18 protein-coding genes are annotated in these 23,803 nt (G+C 42.8%); 6 read left to right on the top strand and 12 right to left on the bottom strand.

The genetic code is table 11. From position 1 onward, the window contains the following. Nucleotide 1: 1 nt before the first annotated feature. Nucleotides 2–2,524 carry an alpha/beta hydrolase family protein gene (locus tag ACLI1A_RS12500; protein WP_411409011.1) on the top strand — a complete coding sequence of 841 codons (2,523 nt, stop codon included), beginning with the start codon at nucleotides 2–4 and terminating at the stop codon, nucleotides 2,522–2,524. A 34-nt stretch (nucleotides 2,525–2,558) separates the two neighbouring features. Here the strand turns inward: ACLI1A_RS12500 and ACLI1A_RS12495 are convergent, their stop codons facing one another. The 4 genes from ACLI1A_RS12495 to ACLI1A_RS12480 form a co-directional block, all read right to left on the bottom strand. After that, nucleotides 2,559–2,837 (bottom strand): DUF6520 family protein, encoded by a 279-nt coding sequence (locus tag ACLI1A_RS12495; RefSeq protein ID WP_411409010.1) that lies wholly within the window; start codon nucleotides 2,835–2,837, stop codon nucleotides 2,559–2,561. Nucleotides 2,838–2,882: 45 nt separating this feature from the next. After that, the gene (locus ACLI1A_RS12490) at nucleotides 2,883–4,397 is read right to left on the bottom strand and encodes a DoxX family protein (protein ID WP_411409009.1); all 1,515 of its coding nucleotides are present in this window, start codon (nucleotides 4,395–4,397) and stop codon (nucleotides 2,883–2,885) included. A gap of 79 nt (nucleotides 4,398–4,476) precedes the next feature. Continuing rightward, complete coding sequence (locus ACLI1A_RS12485) at nucleotides 4,477–5,394, bottom strand: helix-turn-helix transcriptional regulator (protein ID WP_411409008.1); 918 nt, start codon at nucleotides 5,392–5,394, stop codon at nucleotides 4,477–4,479. A 179-nt stretch (nucleotides 5,395–5,573) separates the two neighbouring features. Next, nucleotides 5,574–5,858, bottom strand: coding sequence for a hypothetical protein (locus ACLI1A_RS12480; RefSeq protein ID WP_411409007.1), 285 nt, complete (start codon nucleotides 5,856–5,858; stop codon nucleotides 5,574–5,576). 448 nt (nucleotides 5,859–6,306) lie between these two features. On the opposite strand from ACLI1A_RS12480, the gene ACLI1A_RS12475 reads away from it, so the two are divergent. The 4 genes from ACLI1A_RS12475 to ACLI1A_RS12460 all read left to right on the top strand — a co-directional run bounded on the left by ACLI1A_RS12475 (nucleotide 6,307) and on the right by ACLI1A_RS12460 (nucleotide 12,481). Next, a complete protein-coding gene (locus tag ACLI1A_RS12475; protein WP_411409006.1) occupies nucleotides 6,307–6,714 on the top strand; it encodes a plasmid mobilization protein in 408 nt (135 codons plus the stop codon). Further along, nucleotides 6,699–7,967 (top strand): relaxase/mobilization nuclease domain-containing protein, encoded by a 1,269-nt coding sequence (locus ACLI1A_RS12470; RefSeq protein ID WP_411409005.1) that lies wholly within the window; start codon nucleotides 6,699–6,701, stop codon nucleotides 7,965–7,967. The genes ACLI1A_RS12475 and ACLI1A_RS12470 overlap by 16 nt, the downstream gene beginning before the upstream one ends. Before the next feature lie 27 nt (nucleotides 7,968–7,994). Beyond that, nucleotides 7,995–9,977, top strand: a complete 1,983-nt coding sequence (gene mobC / locus ACLI1A_RS12465) for a conjugal transfer protein MobC (protein ID WP_411409004.1) — start codon at nucleotides 7,995–7,997, stop codon at nucleotides 9,975–9,977. A 941-nt stretch (nucleotides 9,978–10,918) separates the two neighbouring features. After that, nucleotides 10,919–12,481 (top strand): subtype B tannase, encoded by a 1,563-nt coding sequence (locus ACLI1A_RS12460; protein WP_411409003.1) that lies wholly within the window; start codon nucleotides 10,919–10,921, stop codon nucleotides 12,479–12,481. An 87-nt stretch (nucleotides 12,482–12,568) separates the two neighbouring features. Here ACLI1A_RS12460 and ACLI1A_RS12455 read toward each other — a convergent pair whose 3' ends face one another. The 5 genes from ACLI1A_RS12455 to ACLI1A_RS12435 form a co-directional block, all read right to left on the bottom strand. Further along, complete coding sequence (locus ACLI1A_RS12455) at nucleotides 12,569–13,684, bottom strand: dipeptidase (protein ID WP_411409002.1); 1,116 nt, start codon at nucleotides 13,682–13,684, stop codon at nucleotides 12,569–12,571. Between the two features lie 587 nt (nucleotides 13,685–14,271). After that, complete coding sequence (locus tag ACLI1A_RS12450) at nucleotides 14,272–14,562, bottom strand: DUF3861 domain-containing protein (protein ID WP_411409001.1); 291 nt, start codon at nucleotides 14,560–14,562, stop codon at nucleotides 14,272–14,274. Between the two features lie 3 nt (nucleotides 14,563–14,565). Continuing rightward, nucleotides 14,566–15,630: an SMP-30/gluconolactonase/LRE family protein gene (locus ACLI1A_RS12445; RefSeq protein ID WP_411409000.1), complete on the bottom strand. Its 1,065-nt coding sequence runs from the start codon at nucleotides 15,628–15,630 to the stop codon at nucleotides 14,566–14,568. Between the two features lie 4 nt (nucleotides 15,631–15,634). Then, entirely contained in the window at nucleotides 15,635–16,150 is a 516-nt protein-coding gene (locus ACLI1A_RS12440; protein ID WP_411408999.1) for an SRPBCC domain-containing protein, read from the bottom strand. A gap of 19 nt (nucleotides 16,151–16,169) precedes the next feature. Then, a complete protein-coding gene (locus tag ACLI1A_RS12435) occupies nucleotides 16,170–17,015 on the bottom strand; it encodes an NAD(P)-dependent oxidoreductase (protein ID WP_411408998.1) in 846 nt (281 codons plus the stop codon). A gap of 252 nt (nucleotides 17,016–17,267) precedes the next feature. On the opposite strand from ACLI1A_RS12435, the gene ACLI1A_RS12430 reads away from it, so the two are divergent. Continuing rightward, nucleotides 17,268–17,633 carry a winged helix-turn-helix transcriptional regulator gene (locus tag ACLI1A_RS12430; protein WP_411408997.1) on the top strand — a complete coding sequence of 122 codons (366 nt, stop codon included), beginning with the start codon at nucleotides 17,268–17,270 and terminating at the stop codon, nucleotides 17,631–17,633. A 235-nt stretch (nucleotides 17,634–17,868) separates the two neighbouring features. On the opposite strand, the gene ACLI1A_RS12425 is transcribed toward ACLI1A_RS12430, so the two are convergent. From ACLI1A_RS12425 to ACLI1A_RS12415, 3 genes are read right to left on the bottom strand one after another with little or no spacing between them, the layout of a single operon-like run. Further along, complete coding sequence (locus tag ACLI1A_RS12425) at nucleotides 17,869–19,278, bottom strand: TolC family protein (protein ID WP_411408996.1); 1,410 nt, start codon at nucleotides 19,276–19,278, stop codon at nucleotides 17,869–17,871. Between the two features lie 13 nt (nucleotides 19,279–19,291). Continuing rightward, nucleotides 19,292–22,477: an efflux RND transporter permease subunit gene (locus tag ACLI1A_RS12420; RefSeq protein ID WP_411408995.1), complete on the bottom strand. Its 3,186-nt coding sequence runs from the start codon at nucleotides 22,475–22,477 to the stop codon at nucleotides 19,292–19,294. Then, nucleotides 22,477–23,649: an efflux RND transporter periplasmic adaptor subunit gene (locus ACLI1A_RS12415; protein WP_411408994.1), complete on the bottom strand. Its 1,173-nt coding sequence runs from the start codon at nucleotides 23,647–23,649 to the stop codon at nucleotides 22,477–22,479. Before ACLI1A_RS12415 ends, ACLI1A_RS12420 begins: the two co-directional genes overlap by 1 nt. Between the last annotated feature and the right edge of the window lie 154 nt (nucleotides 23,650–23,803).

Below are 23,803 nucleotides of genomic sequence, written 5' to 3'. Positions count from 1 at the left end.
AATGCTTACCCTAAGAAACATTTTATTACCTGTTCTATGCTGCTTCCCCTTATGGGGGGAAGCACAGCAGGTAAAATCCAATGCTACACCAGAGGATTATCGGCAATTCAGCCGTCTCTCCCTCTCAGCGGTCGCTCCTCAGGGCGACTGGGTAAGCTACCATCTGGCATATAAGGAGGCCGACACCTTGTTTTTAAAGTCATCCCGTAGCAAGGCCCAGTATGCCCTGCGGGGTGGACGACAGCCCTCATTCATCGATGCGGAAACATTCATAGCACAGCTACCTGAAAATCGTTTACAGATTATTAACCTTAAATCAGGGAAAACGTTCACAACGGAGCACATTACCTCTTATGAACCTATACCGGGTCGCAGCTTGATAATAGGCTTCGAAGCCGAAACAGATAAGAGTAATTCCCTGCATCTGGTTAATTCCAAAAATGGTGGGCTCCTTACAACACTCAAAGGTGTCTTGGACTTTAAGTACAACGAAAAGAATGACATACTGGCTTATATCTGCTCTGCGGGTACTACCCAGTCGCTGAAGCTATTAAACCTTCATGGAAATGCGGAACAAACCCTGTATAGTAACAGCGCAGAAATCTCATTACTTTGTTGGCAGCAGGACGGCAAATACCTTGGCTTTGCATCAAAGGCAACAAACGGTACGCCGGAAGTGCATCGTTATGATCTGGTTCAACAAAAACTTTATTCAATAAACCCGGCAGCAGACGCTGAACAAAGAAGCTCCGTTGAAAATGTAAATGTCGGTCCGCAGGGCACCCTGCTGTTTACTACCATACCACAAGGCAATACCGGTCAACGGTCACAGCCTGAGGTATGGCACGCTGCTGACAGCATGCTGGTACCCTTGCAAACCAGGATGGGAGACTATTCTAAAAAGGAGTTGTTATCGTGGATCCCGGGTAGTGACATCATCAGGATAAATTCTCCGGCCCTTCCGATCTACCAATATACCGGCAATCGCGATTATGTATTGCTGCGAGGCACGGGAGCTAACCCTGCGGACTCGCTGCTGTATCCCATAACCGACTTTTACATAGCTGATGTCCTTTCAGCAAAGAAGAAGCTCCTTGTAAAAGGCCTTTCTACTGATCCTGGTTTTCTCTCGGCATGTCCAATAAATAATAACATAGTATTTTACGCGAGGGGCAACTGGCAGCTCTACCACCCCGAATCCGGCGCATTCCTTAACCTGACAGGCCAGATGAATACCAAATGGGATACTAGCGGGACCAATGCATTACCACCGGCACGTCCCTTTGGGCTTGCAGGATGGACAGCCGACGGCAAGGGTGTCTACCTTTACGATGAGTACGATATTTATCTGGCGACCGCTGAGGGGAAATGTAATAGGTTAACCCATGGGCGCAGCAAAGGGATTGTATTCCGGCTGATCTCACAGGGATCTGTAAATAGTTTTGATCCTACAAAGGTACTATACATTTTGGGTACCTCAGAAAAGGATAACAGCGAGTCGTACTATAGGCTTTTGCCAACCGGTAAACTGAAAATTATAGATTCGCAGAAAGGTCATGTGCGACAGCCTGTATGTTCCCAATCAGGTATTGCGTATCTCTTTGAGCGGTTCGATACGCCACCCTGCATTAAAATGGCAAGTGGGCAAAGTACTGCCCAAACAATTTTTAAGTCCAACCTGGTACAGGATAAATTCCTGTGGGGAAAATCAGAGCTTATCACATACCAGAATACCAGCGGGCAGCAAATGAAGGCGGCGTTATTTTATCCTGCCGGTTATATACCGGGAGTCAAGTACCCGGTTGTCACATTTGTGTATCAAAATATGTCCGATCGGTTACATCACTATGAAGTGCCGTGGGATGAAAATGGGATAGGGATAAACATAACACGCTTTACCTTAAACGGATACATGGTATTGCTTCCCGACATTTATTACCGGACGGGTGCTCCCGGAATTTCAGCTCTTGAATGCGTTACTGCGGCAACCCAAAAGGTAATTGATATGGATATCGCCGATCCCGGGCGACTGGGCCTAATAGGGACTTCTTTTGGTGGGTATGAAACCGCATACATAATCTCCGGGACAAACATGTTTGCAGCCGCTGTGAGCGGGTCTATGATAAGCGACCTGACAGCATCATACTTTTCAGTTGGTGAGCAGATTTTACTTCCGGAGCTTTGGCGCTACGAAACACAAATTTTCCGCATGGGAAAGTCCTATTTTAAAGACAAGGAAAACTATCTGCTGAATTCGCCCCTGCACCATGCCGATAAAATTACTACCCCATTACTGGTATGGTGCGGAAAAGATGATCCCGTAGTACCTTGGACACAAAGCTTATCACTCTATTTGGCACTAAGAAGGTTAAAACGGCAGTCAGTTATGTTAGCCTATAGCGGGGAATCACATGCTCTGGTCGATGCAAAAAACCAAACCGATCTATCAGATCGCGTTCTTTCATGGTTCGGTTACTACCTGAAAAATGAACCGGCAGATTGGATTACAGATAAAAAAATGTAAAATAAAACAGGCAGCTTTAAGCTGCCTGCCACTATTATGGACGATATAGAAGTATGCTACAATCTGTCGCTGATGCGGGCCTGTTGTAGACCTGCCAGTTGGTCGTACCATCATTAAACATGCACGGCTGCCCCGGCGTGGTGGTGCAATTCACATTCACCGCCTGGCAACTTGAAGCCAGAGGTTTGTGTATATAATAAGTAGTTTGCACTTTTTCTGCATCACTCTTATTGTTACTTGTCGCTACTGCCCCGGCACTGGCCAGGACAAATGCTGCTGCTGAAAGCAGCGCAGGTTTTAAAAAAGTTTTCATAATAATAAAAAATTAGTTGAGATCTACTCTGTTTCAGGTTTTCGATCATTCCCCTGCTACCGGCCGATAGTTTTTTGCTTGTATATTCATTACTTTTTTGATGGGCTTACCCCATGGATAGAAGTGCAATTTGTTCCCTGTGATAGTATAAAGGCCATTGTGGTCCGCTATAAAATACTGGAAAGGTTTATCCTCGATATTATACACATAGAAACTGGAAACATATTCGTTCTTAGCAATATCATATACATCAATTACAGATGCCTGGCGCCACACCTCGGGAGTCTCATAACGGCCCCTAAGACCCGACCGTACAAAGAGCAGGTTACCGCAGACTGCTGTAGTTTTATTTACCGTTAGCGGGGGGCTAGCTAATTTGACATCGCCCGTACTCTTAATCTTTACGATCTTAAGTTGGGCTTTGCTGACCGTATCAATGGTTTTACCTCTATAAAGGAGGTTAAGCGCACCATCAGCCACCAGGAATTGGTTGCGGTAATAATAGGTGTAGACAAACCGGTCCAAAGCCTGACTGTAAAGCAGCATCCCTTCGGTATCAAAGACCCCATCAATTTGCTTTTCTAAGAAAGCATTCCTGGGAATAATTTCTTTGCCATTTTCGTGGTTTAAAAACAGTAACTGGTGCTCACCCGACCTTGGCAACTGCCCACGAATCGCGAAGGTATTATCCCTTAAGGCAGCCGCTTTAGTGAACTTCCGTGGTCCGTTATATACCTCCTTGGTAAGGCCATCTTTCAGGTTCCCTTTGTAGATTGTGGGAACACTGCCGTCAAAAAGATAAAAGTAGGGCGGTGCAACACTTAAGCTAAGGGACTTAAAAGTATGCCCGGCATCTTCGATGGAAGCTTTAAAATCCTGCCGCTGTAATGTATTGTTGTACGCAAGAAAATAAAGGGGAGAATCAATATTACCCAAATACACTTTCCCATTGCCAAAGCCTGAGAAATAAAAGTTAGGATTTGGCAACGATACTTCCCGGCCCTCTGCGATCGACAAGGGTATAAAACGCCTTACAAAGGGATTTTCCCTTGCAATAAGTTCACCAGATAACATGTAACCGCCAATAACCATAAGTGTTCCGGTAATGGCAGGTGCCCCAATGCGAAGCATGATTTTTTTTACACTGGCACCCAGTACTAATGCGAAGGCGGCGGCTGCAACGAAGGCTAAATTAAAAATAAGGTGTTCATTCCAGCCCAATCCTTCCAGGACACCACCACACGAACAAGGTACATAGGGGCTGTAAGTCAATATGAAATAAATGTAAGTACTAAACATTACCATAATTCCAAAACCTAGACTAAGTGCCGTGATGCGGGTCTGCCTAAAAGTAAGGAACAGCGCAACAAGTAGTTCCGTTCCGGGTACCACCAGCGCCAGCCAGTGCGCAAAAGCGCTCAGTAGCGGTGATTGTCCTAGCTGGGCCCTGAAATTATCAAAATCCAGTAGCTTTGAGACTGCAGCATAAACAAAAAGCAGGATGTATAGAAAGCACACTGTTTTTACGGTAGCTTCCCGTAGCGTGGGTATACGGCTCATGGCATGTCAGTTTTAGTGTGGTGAAATTGGCAAAATTCACAACCTATTCAACTGACATTCAGGAATAAAAAAGGGTCAATCAGGAATTATGCTCATCGATTGTCTCCCGTGCCTTGGCGGGGCTGATGCCATACCGCTTTCTAAATGCCTTGGCAAAACCGGAATAATCTTCAAAACCGCATTGGTGTACAATCTCTGAAAGTGGTAATGCTGTCTGCTTCAAAAGCACGATAGCCCTTTCAAGGCGCACGTGCGAGTAGTGTTGGTAAATGCTGGTCCCAAAGCGCTTTTTAAATTCCTTTTTTAATTCGAATTCATTAGTCCCAAAGCGCCTGGCGAACTCATGCGCTGTGGGCAGCATTCCCTCCCGGTGCCCCAGGATAAAATCATATACCTGCTGTGCGGCCATAACGCTTTTTGCAACAGGTTCCACATTATCCTGCATATGCGCTTTCACTACAGGTTTTAGGCTGAAGAGACTGACTATAAAATCATACTTGCCATAGCGCAGCAGATCAATAAAGCAATCTGCAATAAGTTGCGTTTTCTCCGGCGTCTCAAAGGTAAGCTTCAATAATTTTGGATGGCTTTTTTTGTCTTGCCTCATGGCACTAACAGCTTTTAGAAAATCAATTTGTGAGGAGGGCGCTAAATAGGAGTTGAAATCGCTTCGGTACATGGATACCTCTGAGCGCCCGAAATAGGCAGCCGTTGTGCTTCCCATCGCCTGAATTATAAAGTCAGCATCCAACACAATTATGCCATACTGTATAATTCCAAATCTTTTGCGCGGGTGCACCAGCGCCTTATGCACTAGCAAAGTGCGTAGCTCCTCCGAAAGCAATTGGGCAAGATCACCGATGGGGCCGGAAGTCTCTTCAATTGTGTTTACTTTGAAACTTTTCAGTTCAGGGGCTACCGCATTCCATTGCCCCAACACCAATTCCAAAAGGAATTTAAATAACAATTCGTTCTCATCTATTCTTTCCGCTTCCATACCGTTACCATTAAGTTGCAGCCCGGGTGTAAGGGCAGCGCGTCCTGATGGTGTATTATGTTAGATAATGCACCGCCGATGATGCGCCCCCAACCCAAACAGCAAGGGATTAAACAATCCGCAAGGGTATAGATAAGGTGATTAATATAGCAGGCGATTACGGAGAAAAAGAGGGAAAATCAGGACTTAGGGACCGGGCTGTTTACACTGATGAATTTTGCATTGAAAGCCGTCAGGGAAGCCTTATCTAAAAAACGTTCACCGAGTTCTTTCATGTTTTCAAAAAATGTGGCATCAATGTGCTTTAAAAGCTCTGAGGCCGTTGTCAGTCCCGGCAGCCCCAAAATGTGGTTGAGCAGCAACAGGTGTTTCCTGGGAATCCTTATGTCAACCCTTACTTCATCTTCCATTCCCGGTGCACTCAAAAGCGTGTCGTACACGCGGCTTACTTCTTCTGCATTCATAACGATTAATTTAAGTTAATATTCTATTACAAAGGTACAAAGCCATCGATAAACGATCCTCATCGAAATTCAGCGGGGATTGGAAATGCCTTATCGTGCGCAGTAACTTTGTAGTACACTGTCGGTATCAACAGATCATTCTGTAGGAATTTAAAGCATCGATAACTTTCACCGGGACATAACCAGCATGCTATATTTTAGATTGAAACACTTAAGCCAAAACAGTTTTCATTCTCCAAAGTTCTTTATGCTGTTAAATCTGTCTGCAAATAGTCTTTGATATTCGATAAAAACCATTCCCTCCTGAGAGTCTGTTTTTGGGATTGCAGTGTCTTTTTGCAATCGGCCAGATGTACGGTTGTGATACAACCGGATCTGGCTGCCCTCACTCGGAACTCGTGGGCAGGGGCTGCTAAAGGTGTTCTTAATGATGTTGTAAAGATTTAAAATGATGATGATGAAAGAACCGAATTCCAAAACCTCGCGAAGCCATTGGCTACACCTCAGGCTGCGTGCCGAGGAGCATGAAAAACTTGTAAGAAAGTGGAAAGCTTCAACCTATCGAAAACTGAGCGAATATGCCCGCCGGAAATTGTTTGAAAAGCCCGTTGCAATCACCCAGCGAAATACCTCCCTCGATGATGGACTGCAGGCTCTCACCTTGCTGCGGGAAGACCTAAAGGCCATAGGCAATAACCTCAACCAGCTCACCCGGCAAATTAATGCCAACCCACCGGATGCGAACAGCAGGCACTGGCAGTCCGCTTTTTTGTCTGTGCGTAGTGAACTCTCGGCTAAGCTGGAAGAAATCCACAACCTGTTAACCCAACTCTCCCTCACATGGTTGCAGTCATAAAAGCATCTCATTCATTAAGCCGTATTTTACGCTACAATGAGCAGAAAATAACACAAGGCGTAGCACGGGTGATTGGTGAAAAAAATTGTCCGTTCCCTGCGGCTAAGGTTGGGCTTTTGGCCAAGCTGAATTTTCTTGAAAGAATGGCAAGCCTCAATACGCGCGTAGCGCACCCGGGTGTACATATTTCACTGAATTTCCCACCGGCTGAGGACAAGCTATCCGATGCACGCCTTTCGGAAATTGCAGCAGCCTATATGGAAGAAATTGGCTTTGGGAGCCAGCCTTGGATGGCATATCGCCACATGGATGCAGGGCATCCACACATACATATTGTAAGCCTTAAGATACGCACCGACGGTAGCCGCATTGACATGCATAATATGGGACGTAACCAATCGGAGCACGCAAGGAGAACGATAGAGAAAAACTTTGGGCTGCTTCCTGCTGAGAAATCGGGTAAAGTAAAGCAATACGAGCCAGAGGCGGTCGCAATTGCAAGGGTGACCTACGGCAAGGCTCCTGCCAAAAAAGCAATGTCGGGGGTATTGCAGTTTGTGATCTCTAAATACAGCTATACTACACTTGGAGAACTCAATGCAATCCTGGGGTTGTATAACATGACAGCAGACCGCGGAAAGGTGACCTCACGCACCTATGTAGGCGGAGGACTTTTATATCGGGCGATAGACGCTCAGGCACTGCCCGTGGGGGTGCCGATTAAGGCCAGTGACTTTGCCTTTCCGGCCACATTAAAAACACTCGAAAAGCACTTTACTGCCAATAGAGTTTCTCAGGCTAAATCCGGTGCTGCTATACGTCTGGCTATTGACAAAGCGATCACGCTTCAAAAACCGCAGTCGCTTGATGCTTTGCAAGAAATATTGAGGCAATCGGGTATTGACCTTGTGATACGAAATGCCTCCAATGGACAGGTATACGGCCTAACCTTCGTGGATCACCGTGAACGTTGCAGTATTAATGGCAGCACCCTTGGAAAGCCTTATAGTGCAAAAGGTTTATCAGAACGCTGTGCGAAAGGCCTGCGGGAAACTGCCCCCGGGCAGCAACCCTCAGCATCCATTGCACCGAAGCACCGCACTGGCGTGGATGCACCGGCAAGCGCTATAAGTGGCCTTAAAGATCATACATCACCGTTAAATGCGCTTTTGAACCCTGAATACACTACCGATTACCAAGGAAAGCCCTTGGATAAAAAGAAGAAAAAGAAGAAAAGAAAAGGAGGCCAATAGTAAAGTACGAACTTAAAAATAAATGAAATGGGAACAGGAGAAAACGAGCAGGCACTGCGCAAAATAGCAGACCTCTCAAGACTAATTAGCATCACCCTGCTGGTGCTGCACTTTTACCATAGCTGCTATGTATTTTTTTACCGGCTAAACATCTATAGCAGCTTTTCAGACCGGATACTGGGACACATATCGGAAACGGGCCTGTTCAAGCATTTTATATATGCCAAAATAGCCAGTTTAATTTTCCTTATAATTTCCCTATTGGGTGTAAAAGGCCGAAAGGATGAAAAGATGCGCTACCCCCGTGCGTTTAAGTACATCGTTGCGGGGCTGTTATTATTCTTTTCAGGTTATTTTTTATTCAGCATCTTAAGCAGCTTGAATGTTCTTGCAATCTGCTATATGGTTGTTACAAGCATGGGATATCTCCTCATGGTTAGCGGAGGGGTATGGCTCAGCAGAATTATTAAAGACGGCCTGGATGACAGCGATGTCTTTAACCGTGAAAATGAAACCTTTCCCCAGGAGGAACGGCTGCTGGAAAACGAATATTCAGTCAACCTTCCGGCGCAGTATCAGCTGGGAAAGAAAACAAGGCGATCCTATATAAATATTATCAATCCCTTTAGGGGCATATTGGTACCCGGAACCCCAGGTGCCGGTAAAAGCTATTTTGTGATCCGCCACGTGATCACACAGCACCTTGCCAAAGGGTTCACGATGTTCGTATACGATTTTAAGTTTGACGACCTCTCACGCATTGCCTATAATGCATGGCTAAAGAACCGCCACCGCTATGCCGCAGAATGCAAATTCTACCTTATAAACTTTGATGATCTCTCCCGTACTCATCGTTGCAATCCGCTGGAACCTTCTGCAATGACCGATATTACCGATGCCTCGGAATCGGCCCGCACTATACTTATGGGGCTCAACCGCGAATGGATAAAAAAACAAGGGGATTTCTTTGTGGAATCTCCTATCAACTTTGTAACAGCCATAATATGGTACTTAAAGAAATACAGGGACGGTGAATTTTGTACCTTACCTCATGTAATTGAACTTATGCAGGCGGACTATAATGACCTCTTTACGCTGCTGCGCACGGAAAAGGAAATTGAGGTGCTCATCAATCCATTTGTTAACGCTTACCTCAACGATGTAATGGAGCAGCTGGAGGGACAAATTGCCTCAGCAAAGGTCGCCATGGCACGGCTGTCATCACCACAGCTGTATTTTGTGCTGTCAGGCAATGATTTTACCCTTGACATCAACAACCCTGAAGAACCAAAAGTGGTGTGTATGGGAAACAACCCGCAGAAGATACAAATATACGGAGCAGTACTGTCTTTATATGTGACGCGTCTGGTAAAACTAGTCAACAAAAAAGACCGTCTGAAGAGCAGCCTGGTTTTTGACGAGTTTCCAACATTATACCTCAATAATATGGACAGCTTAATCGCCACGGCACGCTCGAATAAAGTAGCAACCTGTCTGGGTATACAGGACTTTAGCCAGCTCCGTAAAGATTATGGGCGTGAACAGGCAGATGTTATTGTAAACATTACCGGTAATATCATATCGGGCCAGGTCAATGGAGACTCAGCAAAGCAACTCTCAGAACGCTTTGGAAAGATTATGCAAAAACGACAAAGCCTATCTATAAACAGTAACGATACATCCGTAAGCCATTCGAGGCAACTTGATTCGGCGCTGCCGCCTTCGCGTATTGCTACGCTGAGCTCCGGAGAGTTCGTTGGTATCGTTGCAGATGAACCCGCCTCCCCAATTGACCTGAAGGCTTTTCATTGCAGGATACAAAATGACCATGAGGCGCTTAAAGCTGAGGAAGAAAATTATAAAGAAATTGAAGCGGTACGCAAAATATCTCAAGAGCAGGTACAGCAAAACTATCTTCAGATCAAACAGGATATACGCGAGATAATTAACAGTGAAATGCAGAGGCTTTTAGATGATCCATCATTATCGTGGATGATCGTAAAAAAATAAAAAATCACCGGCATTAGGCCTATTTAAATCCTCCCGAGCAAAACCATGAATTTTCACTTGTAGTCCTGTATAACGCTGCTTGCCATGAATTTTGATTATAGGCACCGCGACAGCGCGCCTCGTCCTTTAAGTATTTACCGAAAGTAATGGAACGCATTCCCAAAGTAATTGAGCATTCATTGATAGAGAAAATACATTATATATGACAGTCTACTTTCTGTTCGTCGGCTTTGATCCATGCCCCATAAAATAGGCATCTGTAGCACTTGATGTTTTGTTCAATTTATAACCTGACACCTTACCTAGCACATTTTTTTCAACTAGAGTATAATTATCAAGAAAGAAGCCAAAAAAATCAATTTCATCTCCATCGACGAATCCCGCCACTGTAACACTGCTGGTAAAATTCAGGGAGCGCTTTTTACCCATTGCCTTTACCCATGTCGCTCTCTTCTATCTTGAAAATGAAATTACGTACCTATATACTTAAACTGGCAGGACATATTGTATTACAGAAACCCTTCAGGAACTTGAGAAGAAAGCGGGATTAGGCTTTTTTCGTATGAACAGGCAGTAACTTTAGGCAAGTCATTATAGTTACAGAAGTTTACGAATCCTGAAAATTAGTCATTAACTGAATTTTATATTCACGAAAAAAATTATTGTCAGTAAAGAAAAGAAAAAGAAAGTAATGGAGTAGCTTGTTACACAGACCGGCAGTTAAACTGTTTCATATAATTATTTCGTCCTTCTATTTTTGATACTTTTTCTGTATTACTATTTCAGGAAAAGACAATTTTATGAATATTGAATCGATTATACACTTTACTTGGTCTACAAAAAACACGTATTTATCTATTTTAAAGATTTTTTTCTTTTTTAATAAGTACTTTGTAGTAATAATTAATGAGAATTTATCTTAAAACGAAGGAAGATATAGTATGAAAATAATTTTGATAACCTGCTCAGCAATTTTACTGACAGTAAGCGCCTGGGCACAAAAAAAAACGTATTCCCTTGATTTCAATGCTGCAAAGTATGACAAACAAACGCTGGAATACAACGGTAAAAAAATATCCGTAAGGGCGTATGAAAACATTGTGTATGTAGCAAACCCGATAGATACAACCTATCAGGTTATGAACATTTATGTACCGGAAGCGTTTTTTAAAAACAAAGAGGTTCATGGGTATAATGCCGCCACTGCTCCCATTTTTTTCCCAAACCAGGTAGGGGGCTATATGCCTGCCAAACCTGCATCTACAAAAAATACCGGTTTTTCGGGTCCTCCGGCTAACGGAATACCACCGCAAGGAATGCCCGGAGGTATGCCACAAGGTGAACAACCCAAGGGAGACAGGCCTCAGGGCGGTGGACCAAATGATCCCGGCAAAAAAGAAAATACCGTTGTAGCAGCACTGGCCCAGGGTTATGTTGTAGCATCGGCCGGAGCCCGAGGACGTACTAACAAAGATGCTGATGGGTTATTTTACGGTAAAGCCCCAGCCGCCATTGTTGACCTTAAAGCCGCTGTACGTTACTTAAAATTTAATGACAAAGCCATACCTGGCGATGCTAATAAAATTATATCAAACGGAACCAGTGCGGGTGGCGCCATGTCTGCACTGCTGGGGGCTACGGGGGATAATGCAGATTATTTGCCTTACCTTAAAGCACTGGGTGCTGCCAATACCAGCGATGCTGTTTTTGCATCTTCAGACTATTGCCCCATAACCAATCTGGATAATGCCGATGCTGCTTATGAATGGCAGTTTAATGAGATTAATACCTATAAAAAAGGCGGTTTTGGTCCACAGGCAAGCGCAGCAGCAAAAACATTGACAGATGCACAAATAAAAGTATCTGATGATTTAAAAACCCTTTTTCCCTCTTATGTAAATTCTCTACAACTAAAAGACAGCAAAGAGAATACACTACATTTAGATAAAGAAGGAAACGGAAGTTTTAAAGACTATATAAAAGATGTAGTCATTGCCTCAGCTAATAAGGCACAGAAACAAGGTACAGATCTCTCCGTTCATAAATGGCTTACTATTAAAAACGGTGTGGTAACCGCATTAGACTGGGACGGCTACATTACATATATGGAGCGCCAAAAAACACCTCCTGCATTTGATGCCCTTGATCTTACTTCTGGTGAAAACAATGAATTTGGCACTGAGACAATAGATAACCAACATTTTACAGATTACGGCGTGCAACACAGTAGCGTAGCGGGTACTACAAAAGCCGACAGCCATATTGTAAAAATGATGAACCCTATGAATTATATAGGTGCACAAGGCACTAAAACGGCTAAATACTGGAGAATCCGCCATGGGTCTAAAGACAAAGATACCGGCCTGGCAGTTTCGGCTATACTCGCGTTATATCTGCAAAATCATGGTGCCAGCGTAGACTATGCCTTACCCTGGGATAAACCGCACAGTGGAGATTACGATTTAGATGAATTGTTTGTATGGATAAACAGTATTGCAAAATAAGACGTACCGTTTATTTACCTGCTAAAAATAAAAAGAGTGCCTGTTTATTATTTTAAACAGGCACTCTTTTTATGTTCAAAACGTCTTTTAAACCGTTGTGGCTTTTTCAAATATACGCCAATAGTTTCCTCCGGTAATCTGTAAAATTTCCTTTTCAGAAAACCCGGTCTTGAGCAACGCATCTACAACATCATACATAAAACCGTTAGTACTTTCACCCCAACTGAAATTTGTTTTTCTGCCAAAACGTTCCTGCTGCGCATTACTTGGTGGTGCCATTTTAGTGTCGGTACCAATACATACATGCTCTGTACCCACCACATCGGTAAGTGCACGTACGTTTTGTGCAAACTCTAAAGGAGTATCAGCTAAATGGGTCCAAACTCCAATAACTCCGCCGGCCGACGCAAATAGTTTAGCCTGCTCTTTGCTAATTAGCCTTGGCTTCATCATCTTAGCCATACGCGGGTCTTTACCTAGCTGGGAATCCAGGCCGGTATGCGAAATTACCATGGGCTTAGTTGATACCTCTATCGCTTTGTTTATGGCCGCATTGTTACAATGGGCAAGGTCTACCAAAATACCTTGTTTGTTACACTCCTTCACAGTGTCAATACCTAATTGGGTCAACCCGTTAAATTGCGGTTCATCGGTATAAATATCGCCCATAGGAGGTGTTGTTTGTCCGTCGTGCATCAGTCCCAAATGACGTACTCCTCTGTCATATGCCACTTTTATACGCTCCAGTTTACCCTCTATAAAGTGCCCGCCTTCAACTGACTGTACTACAAACTTACTCTTGCTTTTTTGTCCCGCTTTTACATCCTTGTAGGTTAAGGCACGTGTCATATTGTTAGCCTTAAGCATTATATCCATTTCGTCAAGGCTGGTAATAAACCTTTGGAAGGCGTCTCCTTCGTTTTCTAACCTGGGACGGTCTACCTGAAAGGTCATACAAATCGCGGCAAGCCCAGAACTTTTCATTTCGTCTGCAAGGGCGTATTGTTGCTTGCTGAATTCCCCGATATTAAATGGCACATCCATATGGTTGTGCGTATCAATACCCATAGCTTTAGCTACGATCTTCTTCACAGAATCATCTGTTTCAGGCATTGCCCATGAAGCAAGCGGATTCAACGTTAAAGCGGCACCTGCACCAGCACTGATAATAATAAATTTCCTTCTCGACCAATTGTTATTCATAGTATTCAAGAATTTTTAAAGACTTTTATTAGACATTTACTTTTAGTAACATAATACTCCGTAGGCTGTAAATTCCTTTCGTCACTTTGGTGGAGCCAAATACTATATCATCAGTAAAAGTAATCAGAGTCGCTTCCTTACCCCGTTTTCCACACATCTTGGTAGGGTACAAAGTATGCCCTATGATTCAGCCTTTAAGCCAGGAGGGCTATACGTTAATTCCACACTACCTATAGCAAATTCCTATTTCATCGGGTGCTGTATTACTCGTTTTTGCAGACACCTTCAAGCACCTTCTATTTGGGTAAAAAATAGTTGCGGTTTTCAGTGTGTAATTGTTGATACTTTTTTCCCTGAAATATGTCTAAGGAATCTAAATGCTTATTTTTTGTACGTTGTACCTAACGGATTGCTTCCTCAAAAGATGTTTTCATAAGCTTTCACTTCAAAAGATTTTCCTTAAAAAGTTAGATTTTTGGATTGACACTCCTTGCTGCCGAATTTTTTGATGAATAGCATTTTCATTTGCTTGCATTAAGCTAATAACCCATAAAATGAGTAAAGAAACACTTAATATTTGTTTATAACTACGCTCTTTTTAACTTTTGCATAAAGGCACCAATGGCAGGTTTTAAATCATCAAAAAGAGGATTTTCTGTATTTCTCAAAACTACTTCGGTAAAAAGTTTTAAACCTAAAGCAAATTCTGTTGCCTGCTTCTCGTCGGGGAAAATATTTTTAGATTTTGCCATTTCAATGATTTGAAATAAATCGTCGTGGTTTACTATTTCAACCTGCAAATTTTTCCCAGTGCTGCTGCCATCTTTCAATTCAATTTCTTCTACAAGAATTTTGTATTTATTGTTTCTTTTTTCCATCGGTTATTTAATTTTTGTCCGGATGATTTTATACGGCCCTTTTCGTTGATTACCAAAACGTGGCTCTTCATCAATCCTTGAAAGACTGATGTACAACCAACCGTCTTTAGTGATGTGATAACTATCTGGCCAAGCCAATTCTTCGTTATTCGGAAGAACGATTTCTGTTTTCAACTCGGGCGTTAATCGAATAATTTTTCGTTGCTCCAAGTCACCCAAATACAAATTGCCCTTTTTATCAAAAGCCATTCCGTCGGTAGTGGTAAAAGCACCCAAAATTTCCACTTGCGTCAATAGTTGAGTTTTGCATAACGTCTTGTCGTTTAAAACGTCTGTTGACACACGATATAGCTTATCATCCGTCAACGATTTAAAATATAAAAACGAGCCATCAGGATGTAAAGCAATACCATCTGAATGCACTATAAACGGTTTTCCGTTGCTCAACAATTCTTTTCCGTTGCGTTGCATAATATAGTTAGGATCTGCTTTTGTCACTTCCGTTTCTAACAATACTTGCCGCACATTTCCAGTTTTCAGATTTACTATCACAATACCACCTTCGCCAGAATTGGTAAGATACGCTACTTGTTTTTTAGTATCTATTCTAATGTCATTGGCATAACTTTTCGCACCCAATGTTGGGTAAAGAGAATACACTTTTTCTACTTGGTTTTTGCGAAGATTAATCTTTACCAATTTTTGTCCTTTGTTATCGCCTTCCGCATTTTTTTCATAACCAGCATCTACCACCCACATCACATCTTTATCATCAATCACTACGGCTTGTACTCCCAAAAAATGCGTATTTTTATCGCCACCTTTTATTACATCCCAAGTGTTCCATTCGGCATTAGGGAATGGTTTAACTTCGTTATTTTTATCTACTTCTACCAAGGCATAACGATACGGTTCGTGCCAACGAGGGTAATTGGTAAAAACTCTTCCGGATTTGGAAACCGCAACACCTGTAAGTTGATAGGTATTGTCTTCAAAAACGGTCTGAAATGACTGAGCGTTTGCAAAATTTGCAAACGCCAGTAATACCAAGATGATATAATTTTTCACGAGCTTATAATTTATTTTTTGCTGCTTCTGCCAATCCGTCCAACCAATCCTGGTGCCCGTTAATCATTGGATTTGGCTTTTGTTTTGCAAGGTGTTGTGCCGGTTTACCAATCTGACTTTCTTGTGTTAGAATACGAACTCTTCCACCCGATAAATCTTCAATCAACCAAGCGTGGATGACATCTAAACGCGTTTCTTCATCGCCTTCTGCCCAACCGTGCCAAGCCAATCTTGCAGCTTCGCCGGCTGCTGGAGGAACACACTCTGTTACCTGTGCTTCAATAGGAAATCCAAAGGTTTTAAAACGGAATCGTACACCCTCGTATAATTCTTTGTCTTCTGGATTTAAAAATTCAATGTCAGATGAATTGGAATAATAACTTGGCCAAGCAAATGGATTAACCAAATATTTCCAAACCTCTTCGGAGGTTAAACCTACAACAATGACTTCGTTAGAACAATAATTGTCTGTTGTACCTGGCGTATATTTTTCTGGCCAGATGATTGCATTTTGTTTCATTTTTTTAAAATTTAGTGTTTTATTTCTTAAGGAATTTTACTAAACCAACTACGTCTTGCTGGCCTAATCCAGCTTTTTGTGCGTTTAGATACGTTTCAACCAAAGGTTGCGTTAACGGAAAATCAGCACCATTTTCTTTGGCAAGTAATATGTCTTTTAGCATTAAATCCAATGCAAACTGTGGTGGATATTCATCATTGATTAATAAAGGCGTTTTCAGTTTTGTAGCGCCGCTTCCCAAAGCACTTTCGTTCAGAATTTCAAGAAAATCTTCGCGTTGAATGCCTTTCTCTTCGGCAAACAAAACAGTTTCTGAAAGACTTTGATACGTTAATGCAACATAGTAATTGATGGCTAATTTTGCAGCAATACCCTTTCCGTTTTTGCCCAAATGCTGTACCTTTTTTCCTAGCTTTTCAAAGTAAGGCAGTACGGTTTTTAAGGTATCCTCTTCGCCACCAACCATAATAATCAACGTGCCGTCTGTTGCAGGTTTAGTACTCCCTGCAACGGGTGCATCAAGAAAAGAAGCACCTTTGGCTGCCAATTGTTTAGAAATTGCTTCAGATAGTTTTTGTGAAATCGTACTCATATCCACAAAGATTTTTCCAGCGATATTTTCTAGCGACAGTATTTCATCATACACTGATTGTACTGCCTTGTTATCGCTAATCATTGTAAAAATGATATCTGAATTTTCCGCCAAATCCTTTAGACTGCTGGCAATTTTAGTATTGCTATTCTTAAAAACTTCAGTTTTTGCAACCGTACGATTATATACTTTTAATGGAAATCCAGCTTTCTCAAGATTCTTCGCCATTGGCCTTCCCATTGTTCCAAGCCCTATCCAACCTATTTTTTTCATATTAAATTTGATGTTTTATTTTTTTTTTAAATGATTAGCTTTCCTGCGTTACTTTTATTTTGAAATCATTTTTTGGCACCAAGATAGCTTCTTGTTCCATTCAGTAATGGTTTTGTAAGATGTTTCACTTTGATAAGTGAATTTTATGATCAATTTATAATGACAACTTTTTAGCTATAAAAATTATAGTTGCAAAACTAATTATAGCTTTATACTTTTGCAAGACCTATCAAAATAGATAGGCTTTCAATTATGGAAAAAGGCATAGAATTAAACGGCAAAATTTATCCTTGCACAGTAAGCCTCGCAATGGATTTGGTAGGCGGAAAATGGAAAACCGTTATTTTATATCATTTAAAGGATAGTGAAAAACGTTACAATGAATTAAAAAAGGAAATTACTAATATTACAGAAATGACGCTTAGTTTACAACTAAAACAGTTAGAAGGAGATGGCTTGATTTCTAGAAATGTATATGGTAATAAACCGCCCATAAAGGTTATTTATCGATTAACAGAGTTTGGCAAAACCTTTATTCCGGCACTGGAAGCAATCAACAATTGGGGACATCAAATTGTAGAAGAAAAACTGAATCTATCTACAAACACAATTAAATGATAATCAAACTTTATAGTTAATCATGTATTTTACCCGCCATACTGTAGAAATTAATAAACTTTACAACTGACTGCACTCAGGTTTTAAATAAGATATCACTGCAAAATAGTATTAGATTTAAAACTTATAAGATAAAATACAGAAGCAACCTGTGAGCTACTTCTGTTTTTTTTATAGCTACTGCGCATTGTAATTTATAGCACTAGTAAAATAAATCCATTTGTTGTGATCACCTTTACTGCCATCCACCCCCTAAGGCACGGTAAAGATCGACTACTGATTGCAGGCGTTGCAACTTGTCGCCAACACCGTTTAGTTTAGCACTAAGTAGGTTTTGTTCGGCTGTAAGAACATCGGTATAGTTTGTAGCCGATGTATATTTAAGAAGCTCCTTAGTAAAATCGGTGGCTTTTTGTAAATCTGCAATTTGCAGTGCCCTTGTTTTTTCTTTTTCAAGAGCCATTTGATGAGCATATAAAGCGTTGCTTACCTCTTGTCCTGCTGTGAGTAATGCCTGCTGAAAGTTGTAATAAGCTTCTTGCTGAGTGGCTTTAGCAGCCTTTAACTTTAGCCTGTTTTGCCCTTGGTTAAATATGGGTTGCGTAAGCCCGGCAATTATATTACCGTAAAACCTCTGCGAAAAAAAGCTTTGCAGTGTGTTTGCCGTAGCCCAGCCTCCCGTGGAAGATATAGTAAGCGATGGATAAAAATTAGTACGCGCTACATTAGTAAGTTCAAAGGCGTTTTTAAAAGCAAACTCCGCCTGCTGTACGTCTGGTCTATTGGCCAATAGCTGTGCTGGCAAGCCTGTTTTTAAAGCTAAGCTGAATTCTTGTTTATCAATTGTATTACGCGCTATACTGTCGGGTGGAACTGCAAGTAATATGCTTAAGGCGTTTTCTACTTCCCGCCTTGATTGTTTAAGATCAGGTAACTGCAATATGGCAGCTTTAAGGTTTGCCTCGCTGTTAGCAACATCGGAACCTGTTAGAATCGCAGCTTTTTTTAACTCTTTAACTATTTCAACATCCTTACCCCTATTTTCAATGGTAGACTCTACAATTTTAATTTGCTCATCATAAGCAGTAAGTTGGTAATAATTTGTTGCAATATCAGCTATTAGCTGTGTTTGCACCACCCTACGATACGCATCACTCTCAAGATACGCAGCTACGGCAGCCCGTTTATTACTACGTAACTTACCCCAAACATCTAGCTCCCAGCTTGTGGTACCCGTTAGGGCATACAAATTATAACTGGATATACTGGCCGCGTTTACTCCATTTGCCCTTATCTGTGCGGTAGAAGGCTTGCTGTGTGTTACATCGGCATCAGCGGTAAGAGTGGGTAAAAAGGCAAGCTTGCTTTGCTTCAGGCTGGCACCGGCGCTTTCCATGCGTGCCAGTGCAATTTTAAGGTCATAATTATTTTGCAAGCCTTTTTCTATCAGGTCTTGCAACTTATTATCCGTAAAAAGCTCCTTCCACGGCGTTGTAGCCAGTGTTGTGCTATCGGTTACTGTCACACCCCTGTATAGATTATTAGTCTTAAGATCTTCAGGGCGCTTATATTTTTTTGTAATACCACACGACACAAGCAGCAAGGCTGTACCGCCGTACACAACTGCATATTTTATAATTTTCATAATTCTTTTTAGTTTAGGCGGTTACTTCTTCATAATCGTCATCTTCGTTGTCATAATCCCTTGCCGGGCGCAGCCTTTCCTGTAATCCCTGGAAGATGATAAACAGTACCGGTATAAAAAATACTCCAAGTAGTGTACCTGCAAGCATACCTCCAATAGAGCCAACGCCAATGGAAATGTTACCGTTAGCCCCGGCTCCTGTAGAAAACACCAATGGCAGCAGACCAAATATAAAAGCAAACGAGGTCATGAGTATGGGGCGAAGCCTGGCTATAGCACCTTCTTTGGCCGCTTCATATAATGATAGCCCATGCTTGCGCCGTTGAAGTGCAAACTCTACTATAAGTATGGCGTTCTTGGCCAACAGACCTATGAGCATTACCAGAGTTATCTGCACATAGATGTTGTTATCAAGACCCCATAGGTTGACGAATAAGAACACCCCAAATAAACCAAACGGCAACGATAAGATAACAGCCAATGGCAGCAGATAGCTTTCATACTGGGCACTAAGCAGAAAGTACACAAACACCAAGCAGAGGCCAAAGATGTAAACCGATTGTGTTCCGCTTTTTTGTTCTTCGCGGCTAATGCCCGAGAACTCATATCCATAGCCCGCAGGAAGCGTTTGGGCAGCAACTTCTTCTATGGCTTTAAGTGCTTCGCCACTACTGTAGGCAGGGTTTGGGGCACCGTTAACCGACATAGAACTGAACAGGTTAAACCGTGAAATACTTTCTGGACCATACACCCTTTTCATGCTTACAAACTCGGTTATAGGTGCCATGCTTTCACCATCATCAGTACGTACAAATATTTTGTTCAATCCCTCTACATTGGCTCTGTAAAGCGTATCGGCCTGTACCATAACACGGTACTGCTTGCCAAACTGGTTAAAGTTACTGGCGTATGATGCCCCGTAATATACCTGCATGGTAGAGAGCAGCGAGCTTACGCTTATACCCGCCTCCTCGGCCTTGGCCACGTTTACATCCATCTGGTACTGCGGAAAGTTAGGGTTAAAAGGCGTTGCCGCATACTGTATTTCGGGACGCTTGCCCAGAGCTACCAAGAAGTTTTGTGCTACCTTGTAAAACTCATCAGTAGTATGGCCGGCCTTGTCCTGCAACTGGAACTCGAAACCACCACTTACCCCAAAACCGGTAATGGTGGGCAACGATATAAACAGCAGTTGGGCATCTGTTATACCGGCAGTTTTTTGGCGCAGCTGTGCGATAATATCTTCATTAGAAATACCTTTACGGTCGTCCCAGTGTTTTAGTTCCAGTATTTCCATGGCATAGGCACTGCCCGAACCGGCGGTAAAGTTTTGCCCCACCATGCGTAGCGCGTTGTTTACCTGTGGTATGGTGCGTGCTATGCTGTCTACTTTATTGGCAACTTGGGTAGTACGCTCCATAGACGATGCCGGTGGCAGGCTTATGCTTACAAATATGGTTCCCATATCTTCATTGGGCACAAAGCTCGACGGTGTTTTTTTCATCATAAAAAACAATCCGCCGCCAAAAAGTACCACACAACCCAGCGCTACCCATTTTTTAGCCGAAAGGAAATGGAATACCCTTACATAGCGTGACAATACTTTGTCATACCCGGCGTTAAACGCTACACCAAAGCGGTACATAAAACCTTTCTTTTTGTCATCTGCCTGCTCAGTAGCGTGGTGCGGCGGCTTGAGGAATAGCGCTGCAAGAGCAGGACACAGCGTAAGTGCGTTTAATGCCGAAATCATGATGGCAACTGCAAGCGTAATACCAAACTGCTGGTAGAAAACCCCTGTAGAACCTCCTATAAACGATACCGGCAGGAACACCGCAGCCATAACCAGCGTGATGGACACAATGGCCGTAGAAATTTCCCCCATGGCATCTATTGCGGCTCTACGCGGCGATTTATAGCCGTTTTCGAGCTTGGAGTGTACGGCCTCTACCACCACAATGGCATCGTCTACCACTATACCAATGGCTAATACCAAAGCAAACAATGTAAGCAGGTTGATACTGTAGCCAAAAAGATACAGGAAGAAGAACGTACCCGCTATACTTACGGGAACCGATATGCCGTGTATTATGGTACTGCGCAAATCCTGAAGAAAGATGAATATTACCAAAAACACAAGCAGGAAACATTCTATAAGTGTATGTATAACCTTACTGATAGACGCGTCAAGAAATTTGTTGATGTTTACCAAGTTAGTATTGTGCAATCCTTTAGGGTAGGTTTTTGCTACGTCTTCAAATACTTTTTGCGCGGCTTCTATAACATCCTGTGCATTGGCACCGGCCACCTGGTTTACCGATATGTTTACCGATGGCTTACCGTTTACCGTAGCAATACTGCTGTAGCTTTGTGCACCGAGTTCTATACGGGCTATGTCCTTGAGGCGAAGCAGCTGGCCGTTGCCTATAGATTTAATGATAATGTTTTCAAACTCGGTAGTAGATTGAAGCTTACCCTTGTATTTAATAACATATTGGAAGCTTTGCCCGCCGTTTTCGCCAAACTTACCGGGTGCAGCTTCTATGTTCTGGTTCGCAAGCGCATCGGTAACATCGGCAGGTACTAATTTATATACCGCCATAACATCCGGCTTCAGCCAAATGCGCATAGAGTAATTGCGTGACCCGAAAGCTGCAGCATCGCCCACACCATTAATACGTTTAAGCTGGGGTATAATATTTATCTCGGCATAGTTTTGCAAAAAGTCCTGGTCATATTCCGGGTTATCGCTATATACGGAGGTTATAAGCAGGTTACTGCTCTGCCTTTTCTTAACGGTAACACCCGCCTGGGTAACCTCCTGTGGCAGCAGGCTGCTGGCTGTAGAAACGCGGTTTTGTACGTTAACCGCAGCCATATTTGGGTCGGTACCCACTTCAAAATATACGCTTATGGTTGCTGTACCCTCATTAGTGGCTGATGAAGTCATGTACGTCATGCCTTCTACACCGTTTATCTGCTCCTCCAGCGGAACGATAACACTTTTTAGTACCACATCGGCATTGGCACCCGTATATGATGCTGAAACCTGTACTGTAGGAGGCGTAATATCTGGGTACTGCGCCACCGGTAGCGACAACATACCCAGTATACCCAGCAGCACTATAATTACCGAAATTACAGTACTTAGCACGGGCCGGTCTATAAATACTTTTAAAACTGATGGTTTCTTTTTCATTACTCTTTAGCCTTTAGGTTTGCATAAACATCTTTTGGGTTAACCTGCTGATATTGTATTTCGGCACCGTCTTTAAGCGATGCAAGACCGTTTAGCACCACGCTCTCGCCGCTGGTAAGTCCGCCGGTTACCACAAAATACTGGCCGTCGTTAGTCGGCGTTACTGTAATAGCCTTGCTTGCCACCTTGTTATCGGCACCAAGGACATATATCATGCGTTTGTTCAGCAGCTCATAGGTAGCGCTTTGTGGTATTACCAGTGCCTGTTTGATATTGTGCGGCAACCTTACAGAGGCGCTTCCACCGCTTTGCAGCAAAAACTCGGTGTTTGGGTATATAGCCCTGAAGTTAACCGAACCCGTTTCGGTACTTATAAGCCCGCTGGCTGTTTCTATTTTACCCTTGTGGTTATACAAAGAACCATCGGCCAGTACCAGCTGCACCTCGGGGAGCGAGAGTAATTTTTGCTGTAAAGTGCCGCCTTTAAACTCACGGTTAAAATCAAGTAACTGTTTTTCGTTCATAGAAAAGTAGGCATACACGTTGCCATCTGCCGAGAGGCTGGTAAGCGGGCTGGTAGAGGTACTGCTTACCAGGCTGCCCTTTTTATAAGGCAGTGTGCCTATAACACCGTTTGCAGGTGCTGTAATAAGAGTATAGCCCACATTAGCGCGGGCATTGGCCAGGATAGCCTTAGCCTGAGCCAGTGCTGCCTTTTTAGACTTAAGCGTATATTCTGCCGACTGAAGTTCATACTCGCTTATAATTTCTTTTTCAACCAGGGGGCGGGTTTTGTTTACCGTCATCTGGGCGGCATCTACATCGGCCTGGGCGGTGTTAATACCGGCTTCGGCACTGCGCAGTTCCTGTTCGTATTGCGGACTACTAATGCGAAACAGTTTTTGCCCTTTGTGCACGGCAGCGCCTTCGTCTACAAAAACCTCTTCAAGGTATCCTTCTACCTTAGGGCGTATTTCTATTACCTCCTGACCCTGCAGCGTAGCCGGTAAATCGGTATATATACTTACCGATTTAGGCAGCACCTGCACTACATTATACTTTTGTGCACCCTGCGCCTGCTGGGGCGCTTGTTGTTTTTTGCCATTGCAGGCCATAAATGCAGTTGCCAGAACCACCAAAGCCGCAATTTTTTTAATTTCGATTTTATACATATCTGTCAGGGTTATTTCTATTGATCACCATGCAAATAAAAGACGTATATCTGCACGGGATTTTTTAAATAGACCCTGCCATATTCACAATAGACCTACAGCCCGCAACAACCGATAAAAGCCTTAATTTAGAGTTTAAAGAGTCGTATACAGG

The organism is Flavobacterium sp. RHBU_3, assembly GCF_046613565.1.
GTDB lineage: Bacteria > Bacteroidota > Bacteroidia > Flavobacteriales > Flavobacteriaceae > Flavobacterium.
This window is presented reverse-complemented; position numbering and strand designations above follow the sequence as displayed.